Source organism: Flagellimonas sp. CMM7, assembly GCF_021390195.1.
In the GTDB taxonomy this organism is placed as follows: domain Bacteria; phylum Bacteroidota; class Bacteroidia; order Flavobacteriales; family Flavobacteriaceae; genus Flagellimonas.
On sequence record NZ_CP090003.1, the window covers coordinates 2,013,413 to 2,025,482 of the forward strand.

Below are 12,070 nucleotides of genomic sequence, written 5' to 3' on the forward strand. Positions count from 1 at the left end.
ATGGAATTAAGCTACTGGGAATATAAAACATGGTTGACCAATGTAGATTTTACAGTGGTAGGGAGTGGTATAGTTGGCCTCAATTGCGCTTTGCACCTTAAAGAGAAATATCCCAAAAGCAAGGTTTTGGTATTGGAAAAAGGCTCCTTGCCTCAAGGGGCGAGCACAAAAAATGCCGGTTTTGCATGTTTTGGAAGTATTTCGGAGTTGTTATCAGACTTAAAAACGCATTCTGAGGAAAGTGTTGTCAACTTGGTTAGGAAAAGATGGGAAGGGATACGAGTTTTACGAACTCTTTTGGGAGACAAGGCAATTGGGTTTGAACAGTATGGAGGGCATGAACTTTTTCTAAAAAAGGACACCTCATTATTTGAGACGTGCACGGAGGGAATGGATTCTTTGAACACCTTATTAAAGCCAATATTTGGAAAGACGCCTTTTTTGAAAACTAAAAATATTTTTGGATTTGAGAATATTCAGGACACCTATATTACCCACAGTTTTGAAGCACAACTAGACACAGGACAGATGATGTCCGCTTTGCTTGAAATGTGTTTGAAAAAAGGAATACATATTTTTAATGGCGTTGTTGTTGAGAAGCTTCAGGATTCTGGGAACAGGGTTGAAATACAGACAAGCGATTTTTCGTTCAGTACTAAGAAAACACATATTGCCACAAATGGTTTTGCTTCAGAATTTTTAAAAACTGAAACAGTTGACCCTGCCAGGGCACAGGTTTTGATTACTAAACCAATCAATGACCTTAAAATAAAAGGAACCTTCCATTTTGATGAAGGATATTATTACTTCAGAAATATTGATAACCGCATTCTTTTTGGCGGGGGCCGTAACCTGGATTTTGAAACAGAAGAGACTACCTCTTTTGGAAAAACACCCATTGTGCAACATGAGCTTGAAAGACTTCTCAACACGGTTATCTTTCCAAACCAAAGTATTGAAATTGACTACAGTTGGAGCGGAATAATGGGAGTGGGGCCACAAAAAACGCCCATCGTCAAGCAAGTATCCAACAATGTTTATTGTGGAGTTCGCTTAGGGGGAATGGGCATTGCCTTGGGCAGTTTGGTTGGAAAAGAACTAGCCAATCTCTCTAATTAAATCATTCTCCCATCTAAAAGATTGATGATACGAGAACCATATTCAGCATTTTTCTCGGAATGAGTAACTTGGATGATTGTAACTCCTTCATCATTTAACTGTTTAAATAATTCCATGATTTCTTCACCTTGTTTGGAATTTAAATTTCCCGTGGGCTCATCCGCCAAGATCAATTTTGGACTAGAGATCAATGCTCTTGCAATACCTACCAATTGTTGTTGTCCACCGCTCAATTGAGCGGGGAACAGGTCTTTTTTCCCTACTATATTGAAACGATCTAACATATCGGCAACAATGGCCTTTCGTTCAGAACCTTTAAATTTTTTATAGAGCAACGGCATCTCTAAATTCTCCTTTACCGTTAACTCATCCAATAAGTGATAGGATTGAAAAACAAAACCTATGTATTCCTTGTATAGATTGGCCCTGTGCTTCTCTTTAAGGGAATGTACAGATTCATCTAAAAAATGATATTCTCCCTCGTCAAATGCATCTAACATACCGATAACGTTTAACAAGGTAGATTTACCTGATCCAGAAGGACCCATGATGGAAATAAATTCCCCTTCTTCCACATTGAGGTTTATGTCCTTTAATAAAAAAATACGCTGGCCACCAGAATGGACCCACTTAAAAATATTGTTTAATTGTAAAAGCATAGTATAAATTGGTTTTGTGTTTTACCCGAAAATTCGGTTTTTTTTATTCATTATTCATCTCTAAGCGCATTGACAGGGTTTTTGTTTGCAGCGCCAATAAACCAGCACTTATAAAATACCAGGCCTTTATGGGTATTCGATATGCGAATTGACCAAGCCAGTTATTGGCAAGCAGATATGCAATTGGCAGTGCTATCAGTATAGAAATCAGTACCAATTTTACAAATTCGCTCGAAAGCATAACTGTTACCTGCCCAATGCTTTGACCAAGTACCTTACGAATACTGATTTCTTTTTTTCTACGCTCTGCAGTGAATGCCGCCAATCCAAAAAGACCCAAACAAGAAATTAATATAGCAAGCCCAGCAAAATATTTTGATAAAACGGCTACGCGTTGTTCCGACTCATAAAGCTGTTGGTACTGCTCATCTAAAAATTTAAAATTGAAAGCTAGTCCTGGATTGAATTTATTGTGAAGATTCGTCAAGGCTTCTATAGTAGCTTTTTCTTCACCAGATTTGATTTTTACCATAAGGGTACCGACCCTTTCTGTCCTACATAGCAATGCCATGGGCGTAATTTCATCATAAAGGGATTGAATGTTAAAATCTTTCACGACCCCTATGATTTCTCGGTTTGGACCGCGCATATCTATTCTGGTACCGATAGGGTTTTCTAGCCCCATAAGTCTTACGGCAGTTTCGTTCAATATGATTTTTGAGTTGTTATTGGGTTTTTCATTGATGTACGAACGCCCTTCTTTCATTTCTATACCCATGGTCTCGATAAATTCGGGGCCAACATGGGCATGTCTAAAGGTCAACTTTTTGGATTCTTCGGTTTGACCGGGCCATCTATGATTTGAAGAAGAGTTGTTGAAGCTCGTCATACCCCCTTGCATGAAAGATGCATTGACAACTCCGGTTATTTGTTTTGCTTCTTCAAGAAAGACTTCCATATTATCTACGAGTCCGTCCTGGCGTTCAAAAATCATGACATTGTCCTTGTTGTAGCCTAGGTTTTTGGACTGAATAAAATCCAACTGCATATAAATGACACTAACGGCAACAATTAGAAAAATAGAGATACTAAATTGAAATATGACCAATCCTTTTCGTATCAGTAGTTCGCTGAACGAAGTCTTGATTTTTCCTTTTAAGACTTTGGCGGCATCAAATTTAGTAAGGTACAAAGCAGGATAACTGCCTGAAGTCAAACCTGTCAGCAATGTTATGGCAATCAAGGCCATGGTCATATTGTCATCAATAGTAAAAACAAGGTCTTTACCTGTTACACCGTTGAACCATGGCAAAATCAGTATCACAAAGACAGCAGCACAGAATAATGAGAAAAAGGAAAGTACTATGGATTCGGTCAAAAATTGAAAAATCAATACTTTTCTATTTGCTCCGACCGCTTTTTTAACACCAACTTCTTTCAAGCGTCCAGAAGCTCTTGCCGTAGAGAGATTCATAAAATTGATACAGGCTATCGCCAAAACAAAAATTGCCACTAATGAAAATAGAATGACATAATTGATTCGCCCTCCGGTTTGTTTTCCATTTTCAAAATTTCCATTTAAATAATTGTCGGTATAACGGGTAAAAAAGACAGTAGCCAGGTTGAATTCGTTTTTGTTCTTGATAAAATCGGCCATTTTAACATTGAGATGATCGATGTTTACACCGGGATTGAGTAGAGCATAAACCCTGGAACTGTTGCTACCCCAGTGGATATTATCGGCATGTCGCCGCTGTAAAAACTTTTTATAGGACAGGACAAAGTCAAACTGTTTGGATGAACTGCCCGGAATATCAAAAACCCCGGTTACGGTAAAGACGCCGTCTACCCCTTCTTCACCATGTTTAATGGTCAAGGTCTTTCCCATGGGGTCTACTTCTTGCCCAAAGAAATTATGGGCCATTTCTTTAGAAATGACTATGGCATTTATATCTTTTAAAACCGTATGCTTGCTACCGTGAAGCAAAGGGTAGGAAAACAGTTTAAAATAGTCTTCACTTGCCATATTACCTATTGCGGTCATCTTTTTGTCATCAGTTTTGACCATGGCGCCAGTATCGAATTCAAATACCGCGGTCGCCATTTCAACTTCGGGCACCTCTGTCTGTAACGCTGTTAGCATCAAACTGGAGTTGGAACTATAGGTGGCCAAAGAACCTTGGCCATCTGGTACATGTCGCAAGACTTGGTATAGGCTTTCTTCATGCTCGTGGAACTTATCTTTGTTAAGCTCATCGGTAACCCAGAGATATACCAACAATACACAGACCAATGCAGATGATAGACCTGTTAAATTGATAAGAAAACTGCTTTTGTGCTTTTTAATGTTGCGTAAGAAAAGAAGTAAATTGTGTTTTAACATGATTTCTATCCCTTTTTGATTGCTACTCCGTGCGTAAACTTTTTGTAGGATTTTGAAGCGCTGCGTTAAGCGTTTTGGTACTTATGGTGACAAGTGCTATAAAAAGCGCTATAGCTCCAGACACCAAAAATATCCAAATAGATAGGTTGGTTCGGTAAGCATAGTCTTCTAGCCAACTTTTAGATAGCCACCACGCCAAGGGGGAGGCTATTAGGAATCCAACAATGACCAATTTTAGAAAATCCCTAATAAGCAAATAGGTTATAGAAGCTATGTTGGCACCAATTACTTTTCGAATCCCTATTTCTTTTGTTCTTTGGGTAACAACTAACAGCGACATGGCAAAAAGACCAATACAGCTTAAAACAATGGCAATGCAAGACCCACTTGTAATCATGGTCGTCAATTCTCTTTCTCTCCTAAAAGTGCGATCAATATTTTCGTTTAAAAAAGAACCTAAAAACTCTGCATTGGGTTCAACTCTAGCATACGCGTTTTGAACTAGATCAAAAGAAGCAGAGATGTTTTTGGGAGCTACCTTAACGTATGCATAATAGATGTCCCAATCCTTGTTCATGAACAAGGTGATTGGGGCTATGGACCTGTTTAATTTTTCAAAATGATAATCCTTTAGTACTCCAATTACTTTGTAGTTAACAGAATCATCCATCATGATATTTATGGCAAGGGGATCCTCTTCATTTAAACTTTTAGCCATGGTTTCATTAATCACTAATGACAAACTATCTGCAGCGAATTTTCTGTCAAAACCCCGCCCATTTATCAGTTCTAAATCTAGAGTTTCAATATAATCATGATCCACAACCAGCATATTGGTCTTAGCTCCTCGTCCTTTATAATCAAATCCAAGAATACTTGTATATGCACTTCCATCTTTACCTCTACCCAAGGTATTGTCAGAAGCTGAAATATTTAAAATATTTGGATTGCCCTTCAATTCATTTCTTAATAGTTGAACCGCTTCATATGAATTCTTTTTTCCATTTAAGGGGAAAGAAATCACATATTCCTTGTTGTAACCAAGGTCCTTGCTTCGCATATAGTCCAACTGTTTCCAGAGCACCAATGTTCCACTGATTAATAATATGGAAATACCAAACTGAACTGTAATAAGTGCATTTCTGAGAACAGGTTTTCGTTCCATATTAAGTTTGCCCTTCAATGCTTGAATGGTTCCTATCCTTGTCATCAGCAAAGCAGGGTAACCTCCCGAAATGAAAGTAATAATAAGCACCATGGCCATAAAGCCCAGAACAATTTGTAGGGAACTAAAATCCTGGAAAGAAATATTGGTGTTGAAAATGGTTTTAAAAGAATCTAAAAAGAGTACACTCAGTAGTAATCCTGTCCCAACAGAAGCTAAAAAAATCAATAGGCTTTCTATCCATAGCTGAAGGAAAAGTTGCTTTTTTGGAGCACCCAATGTTTTTCTCATACCAAACTCTTTTAAGCGTTGTGTGCTTTTGGCAATGCTCATATTGGTAAAATTGACACAAGCTATAATGAGGATCAACAGTGCAACTCCAAAAATCAGATAGGTTAAGGTTTTGTCCACCTTTGCAACACCTTTTCCAAATGAAGCAAAAGAGACGTCCTTAAATGGAAGTAGTTTGAGTTGTTTATAATTTCCATTTTCATCTTTCACAGCGCCATCTCGGATAGCATTCTCTATTTCTTCATTAAAATACTGCTTGGTGTATGCCACCGTATTGTTTTCAAAGGACTTTGGCACAACATTTTTGTCAAGCCGCACATAAACGTTATGGTTCCTATTATCCCATTTCCCGTTTATTTGATTATAGCTACCATGGTTTTCAAAATCAATGGCAATGTCAAAATCAAGACTACTGTTTTCAGGAATGTTTTTAAGTATTGAGGATACCCTGAAGGATTTTTCCTCTCCGTTCACTAAAATGTTCAATGTTTTACCCAACGCCTCTTGATCACCAAAAACGCGTTTTGATGCTTTCAGAGTAAGAGCAACAGAGGACTTTTCTTGAATGGGGTTTTTATCACCTTCCAACACGGGCAAACTAAATATGGAAAAAAAGGATTTATCCACCCAAACACCATCCAGGTTTAACTCGGTTTCTTCACGAATTACCAAGGCATTGTCCTCCAAATGTCTAGTGATGTTATGTATACCTGGAATTTCTTCCTTTAGAGTCATTGCCAAAGGCTCTGGATGAGATGTTGAAACTACTGCTCCCTTAGGCGTTTGTTCAGTATGGTAGATTTGATAAACAGTATCAATATTCTCATGAAACTTGTCATAAGAGAGCTCAAAGAAGGCAGTCATACTTAAAAGAATGGCAGCACCAAAGGCAACAGAAAGACCTATAATATTTAATAAAGAAAAAGTCTTATTCTTTGTCAGGTTCCTCCAAGCTACTTTTAAATAATTCTTAATCATAAATTTTGTTTTTTTGATTGATTTGATGATTTTTTATTCGTCCCGAAGTACTTCAACTGGATTTGCAATTGCTGCTCTGAAACTTTGCCAGCTTACTGATATCAAGGCAACTATTAAAGCAGAGATTCCTGCCAATACAAATACCCACCAGCTAATGGTGGTTTTGTAGGCAAAACCTTCGAGCCACTTATGCATTGCAAACCATGAAATTGGTATGGCTATTACAAAGGCCAATCCGACCCATTTTATAAAGTCTTGATTCAGCAATTGTAGAATTTGGGTAATTGTTGCCCCATTGACTTTTCGGACGCCGATTTCTTTTTTTCTTTGAATGCAGGTATAGGAAGTAAGTCCAAAAAGCCCCAGAGAGGCAATTAAAATTGCCAGAATAGTAAATATCTGGAAAGCCTTGGCAAATTTTCGATCTTCATTAAAGAACGCCTCAAACTTTTGATCTAAAAAGGTATAATTATAAGTGCTCAGCGGAAAGACTTTATGCCACATACGCTCCAAATCATACAAGGCCTTGTTTATTCCGGCCATGGTGGTCGCTTTTTTATCAAGCTTGACCAAAACATTGCTACTGTTTCTGCCATGCCTTATAATCAGAGGCTCTACTCTTGCTTTTAATCCAAAATGATTGTAGTCCTTGATTACACCGCTCACCGTCCAATCTTCATCCCAAAAATTGATCGTTTTGCCAATGATAGTCTCAAAATCAGAAACCCCCATGAAATGAGCCATCCTTTCATTGATTACTACATTTCGACTCCATTTTTGGGCAGTTTGTGAAAAAGCCTTTCCCGCAGCGAATTCCATTCCCATTAAATTAAAATACTTGGGGTAGGCACCATAGTTATACCAAATGTGCTTATCGTCGATTCTTCCATCTGGGAAGGTAATCCCTACATTGGAATTCATATTGGCATAAGCATCTCCAGGATAGGTGCCTGCTGCGGTCACCTCATCCACATAAGGACTTTTACTAAGCTCGTCTAGAAGAGTCTCAAATTTTGGATAGAACAACGAGTCTGATGCCCTATCTAAAACTTGTCCCTTTAATGCTACTACTTGGTTCAAATCAGCACCAATTGGGCGATTTTTAAGAAAACGAATCTGTTTATTTGCCATGAATGTGCATATTAACAAAGCAATGGTAGCCACAAATTGAGTGATGATGAGAGCTCTTCTAAAATGAAGACCATTTTTTGAAGTCTGTAATTTTCCTTTAAGAACTTTAACTGGGCTGAACCTACTTAATACAAAGGCAGGATATAAAGCGGCCAAGGAAGCGCCCAATAGCATGATACCCAAATAGGGGAGAAGGGTTTTTAATTGTGCGCTATCAAACCCTAAATTTTGTCCTACCAATCGATTGAAGCTGGGCAATAAGAGATAGACAACGAGCAGAGCTGACAGTATTGCCACAAAATTTAATAAAGCGGATTCAAAGAGAAATTGTAGTGTTAGTTGTGATTTTTTGGCTCCTGCCACTTTACGGATTCCTATTTCTTTGGCTCGTTCCAATGATTTACTGCTGGATAGGTTCATATAGTTCATCCATGACAACAAAAGGGTGATGAAAGCAATAATGGACAAAAGTTTAATGTTATCGCCATTGCCATTGGTTTCAGCTTCATATGGCTTATGTGAATACAGGTGTATGTCCTCTATTGGTTCCAGGTGATGTCTTTCGTTTTTTAATCCTTCAGGCCTGAAGGCCATTACCTTTTGATTGAGTAAATCCACATTTGCAGATTCATCAACTTGGAGATAAGTGAAATACTCGTTTTGGTTCCAAGTATATTTCCAATCATTTTGAAAAATCTTCCATGTGTAGAAGGTTTCAAAAGAAACTAGAAAATCATTTTTTAAATGGGTCTTTTGGTTGTCATTTGCCAAAACCCCAGTTATTGTAAATGTGGAATCTGCATCACCCACAATCTTTACAGTTTCTCCTATTGGATTTGCATCCCCGAAGATTTTTTTTGCCAGGGAAGAAGTGAGTACAATGGAATAAGGTTCACTCAATGCTGTCTGCGTATTTCCTTTACTTAAATTACGGTCGAAGATTGAAAAGAATGACGGATCCGTCAATGCGCCTATGTTTTCATCAAAAGCTAAGTTGTTGTGTATTAAAACCATTCCATGTCTCCGCCGAAACCGTACAAAGTCATTTATCTCAGGGAATTTTTCTTTTAGGGTTGGACCACTTACAATATAGGCATTGGCATCACGAGGAACATATTTGCCTCCTTCCAAATAATCCATGAACACCCTATGTACATTTTCTGAACCTTTGAACGTGTCATAACTACGTTCATAATTCACATAGAGCATGATTAAAATGAATGATGCAATTCCAATGGCCAGACCAGCGACATTAATAAAGGAATACATCTTGTTTTTGATGAGAAACCTAGTTGCTATTTTTAGAAACAATTTAAACATAAGCTCTATTTTTTGATTACTCCGTTCTTAGGCTTTTAATCGGATTCGCCAAGGATGCTTTTAAACTTTGGTAACTGACTGTTGATAGTGCCACAAATAACACTGTGAAACCGGCCAGAGCAAACATCCACCATTGAATTTCTATATGAAATGCATATTCTTCCAACCATTTGCTCATTATATACCAGGCAAGTGGAACAGCAAGAACAAAAGCTATAAAAACCAGTTTTAGAAAATCTTTGGAAAGCATATTTACCAATCTTATGGCGTTTGCTCCTAAAACTTTTCTAATCCCAATTTCTTTGAAACGTTGTTCTGTCATAAAAGCAGAAAGACCATAAAGACCCAAGCAAGAAATAAAAATCGCGAGTATGGCGAACACTTTAAAGATTGAACCCATTTGCTGCTCCCCTTTGTATTGGGAATCCAAATTGGCATCAACAAAATTATAAACCAAAGGATAGGCTGGGTTTAAAGTGTGATAGATGTTCTCAAGAGCAGCAATGGCACCCTCCGTACTTTTGGGAGCTGTTCTCACTACGGCAATGTTTCCATGATTTCTATGTTGCATTAACAAAGGCTCTATGGCATACTGTAATTGTTTATAATTAAAGTCCTTAACAACACCGATTATAGTCCCTTTATCTCCGCGAAAAGTTAGGGTTTTGCCTATAATGTCCTCTGTATTCATGCCCATTACCTTGACAGCGGTTTCGTTGATGATGTAGTCATTTTTTTCAAATGAGTTTTTTTCAAATTTTCTGCCTTTTAAGAGATTCATCTGAAAAACATCTAAGAAATTCTCATCTGCCATAATACTTGGGAAAAGAATTTGTTCATTAGGGTCTTTACCCTCCCAATGAATATCAAAATCACCGGAGACGAGATTGGCCGGAATATCAGAGACGATGGAAAAATCACTTGTCAGTGGATTTTGGGCCAAGGCGGTTTTTAATGCTTCTTGTTTTCCCCACATTTCCCCTTCCATTGGAATGTATATTAAATTGGATTTATCATAACCCAGGTTTTTGTTTTTAATAAAAGTCAATTGTTTATAGATAACTGTAGTGCCGATCATCAACAACACAGAAACTACAAATTGGGAAATGACCAATCCATTTCGGAACAGAAGATTGTATTTTGAGAGTTTCAATTTGCCCTTTAAAACTTTAACTGGCTTAAATCCTGATAGAAATAAAGCAGGATAACTTCCGGAAATAAGCCCAGTTATCAAAGCTATAATGAGCAAAGCCGACCAGAGTATTGGGTCTGCCATGCTAAATACAAGTTCTTTTTGAGAAAGATGGTTAAATGCAGGTAGCAACAAATACACCAAACCTATGGCAAGGACTAAGGAGAGGAAAGAAATAATTAGCGATTCACCCAAAAACTGAAATATAAGCTGGCGACGACCAGCTCCTATCACTTTTCTTAAGCCTACCTCTTTGGCTCTTTTGGAAGATCGCGCAGTTGCTAGATTCATGTAATTAATACATGCCACTATTAAAATGATAAGGGCAACTAGAAAGAAGATGTTTACATATTGAATATTTCCATGACCAGGAAGATCTATTTGCAAGTCAGAATGTAAGTGAATATCCTTTAAAGGCTGTAAATTAAAAGTAATCTCAAATTCAGGTGATCGTTCTGCAAAAATCTTATTGATTCTATCCTCCATTTTAGATAATTCCTCTGGGGTAGAAACTGCATTTTTTTCAAACTGGAAGTAACCATAAAAATTAAAGCTGTTCCATACTTTGTTTACCAAATCGCTATTATTTCCTGCATGATAGCTCATTGGTATTATCATGTTGAATTGTAAGTGTGAATTGGACGGAATATCTGCTAACACGCCTGCAACAGTAAAGGTGTCCTTATTGTCAACCTTAATGGTCTTTCCCAAGGCACTTCCCGTCCCAAAATACTTATTTGCAATGGTTTCTGTTATTAAAATAGCGTCAGGATTATCAAGGGCGGTCTCAGGTTCGCCTTCTATTAGGGGAAAGGTAAACACATCCAAAAGATTAGAATCTGCATAGAAAACGGGGCCTTCTTTAAATTTTTGATTATCCATTTCAACTAAGGCCTCAAAAGGGGCACTTAGACGAAGACTGGACTTTATTTCAGGGATATAATCAGGCAATTCCTCAACCATGCCAGGAGCACTTACTGCTGCTTTAAAATTTTCATTTGCCTCTGCTGTCAGTCTATATATGTTATCTGAATTGGAATGAAAAGTATCATAACTAGACTCATTCTGCACCCATAAAAGAATGAAAATACTGCACGCCATACCAATGGTGAGCCCTCCTATATTTAAAAGAGAATACCATTTGTTTTTTGTAAAGCTTCTCCATGCAACCTTGATATGATTTTTTAACATGATATGATTTTTTTTGATTGATGTTTAATTCATTCCGTACGCAGACTCTTAATAGGATTGGATCTAGCGGCTTTAATTGCTTGAAAACTCACAGTCAAAATGGTAACACCCATTGCTCCCAACATGGCCAAGGCAAAAATCCACCACTTAAGAATTACACGATATGGATACTCCTGTAACCAGCCGTTCATTACATAATAGGCTATGGGTACAGCGATGAAACAAGAAATAATAACCAACTTTAAAAAGTCTTTGGAAAGCATGTTCCATACATTAAATACAGATGCCCCCAGCACCTTTCTAACCCCTATTTCTTTAGTGCGCTGTTCGGCAACAAAAGAGGTTAGGCCAAACAGGCCAAGACAACTGATTAAAATGGCCAAGGCAGTGAAAATCCCGGACAGTCTTCCTATACGTTCTTCGGAGGCAAATTTTTTCCCGTATTGCTCGTCCACAAATTCGTATCGAAAGGGAATACTAGGAAAATGCTCCTTGAACACTCGTTCTATGATGGCGATATTCTGTTTAGCGCTTTGTTTTGGATTCAACCGAAGGTTGTAATAACTAGATTCACCCTCTCGATCATAAACATACATACCTTGCTTAACAGGTTCATAAGGGGATTGTGCAATCATATCCTC

7 protein-coding genes are annotated in these 12,070 nt (G+C 37.8%); 1 reads left to right on the forward strand and 6 read right to left on the reverse strand.

Features of this window, described 5'->3' with window-relative positions; translation table 11 throughout:
* Positions 1–1,119, forward strand: coding sequence for an FAD-binding oxidoreductase (locus LV704_RS09210; RefSeq protein ID WP_163420666.1), 1,119 nt, complete (start codon positions 1–3; stop codon positions 1,117–1,119).
* On the opposite strand, the gene LV704_RS09215 is transcribed toward LV704_RS09210, so the two are convergent.
* Genes LV704_RS09215 through LV704_RS20045 form a run of 6 tightly spaced genes read right to left on the reverse strand, consistent with a single transcriptional unit; the run spans position 1,116 to position 12,064 of the window.
* The gene (locus LV704_RS09215) at positions 1,116–1,778 is read right to left on the reverse strand and encodes an ABC transporter ATP-binding protein (protein ID WP_163420665.1); all 663 of its coding nucleotides are present in this window, start codon (positions 1,776–1,778) and stop codon (positions 1,116–1,118) included. The genes LV704_RS09210 and LV704_RS09215 overlap by 4 nt on opposite strands.
* 43 nt (positions 1,779–1,821) lie before the next feature.
* Positions 1,822–4,161 carry an ABC transporter permease gene (locus LV704_RS09220; RefSeq protein WP_163420664.1) on the reverse strand — a complete coding sequence of 780 codons (2,340 nt, stop codon included), beginning with the start codon at positions 4,159–4,161 and terminating at the stop codon, positions 1,822–1,824.
* A 22-nt stretch (positions 4,162–4,183) separates the two neighbouring features.
* Positions 4,184–6,595, reverse strand: a complete 2,412-nt coding sequence (locus LV704_RS09225) for an FtsX-like permease family protein (RefSeq protein WP_163420663.1) — start codon at positions 6,593–6,595, stop codon at positions 4,184–4,186.
* 33 nt (positions 6,596–6,628) lie between these two features.
* Positions 6,629–9,046: an ABC transporter permease gene (locus LV704_RS09230; protein WP_163420662.1), complete on the reverse strand. Its 2,418-nt coding sequence runs from the start codon at positions 9,044–9,046 to the stop codon at positions 6,629–6,631.
* A gap of 16 nt (positions 9,047–9,062) precedes the next feature.
* Positions 9,063–11,429 (reverse strand): ABC transporter permease, encoded by a 2,367-nt coding sequence (locus tag LV704_RS09235; protein WP_163420661.1) that lies wholly within the window; start codon positions 11,427–11,429, stop codon positions 9,063–9,065.
* Positions 11,430–11,458: 29 nt separating this feature from the next.
* Positions 11,459–12,064: an ABC transporter permease gene (locus LV704_RS20045; protein WP_370636060.1), complete on the reverse strand. Its 606-nt coding sequence runs from the start codon at positions 12,062–12,064 to the stop codon at positions 11,459–11,461.
* Positions 12,065–12,070 lie beyond the last annotated feature (6 nt).

What these genes read in the sequence shown, in the direction of transcription:
- LV704_RS09220 (WP_163420664.1), bottom strand. Translation starts at nt 4,161, where the DNA reads ATGTTAAAACACAATTTACTTCTTTTCTTACGCAACATTAAAAAGCAC.
- LV704_RS09210 (WP_163420666.1), top strand. Translation starts at nt 1, where the DNA reads ATGGAATTAAGCTACTGGGAATATAAAACATGGTTGACCAATGTAGAT.
- LV704_RS09215 (WP_163420665.1), bottom strand. Translation starts at nt 1,778, where the DNA reads ATGCTTTTACAATTAAACAATATTTTTAAGTGGGTCCATTCTGGTGGC.
- LV704_RS09235 (WP_163420661.1), bottom strand. Translation starts at nt 11,429, where the DNA reads ATGTTAAAAAATCATATCAAGGTTGCATGGAGAAGCTTTACAAAAAAC.
- LV704_RS20045 (WP_370636060.1), bottom strand. Translation starts at nt 12,064, where the DNA reads ATGATTGCACAATCCCCTTATGAACCTGTTAAGCAAGGTATGTATGTT.
- LV704_RS09225 (WP_163420663.1), bottom strand. Translation starts at nt 6,595, where the DNA reads ATGATTAAGAATTATTTAAAAGTAGCTTGGAGGAACCTGACAAAGAAT.
- LV704_RS09230 (WP_163420662.1), bottom strand. Translation starts at nt 9,046, where the DNA reads ATGTTTAAATTGTTTCTAAAAATAGCAACTAGGTTTCTCATCAAAAAC.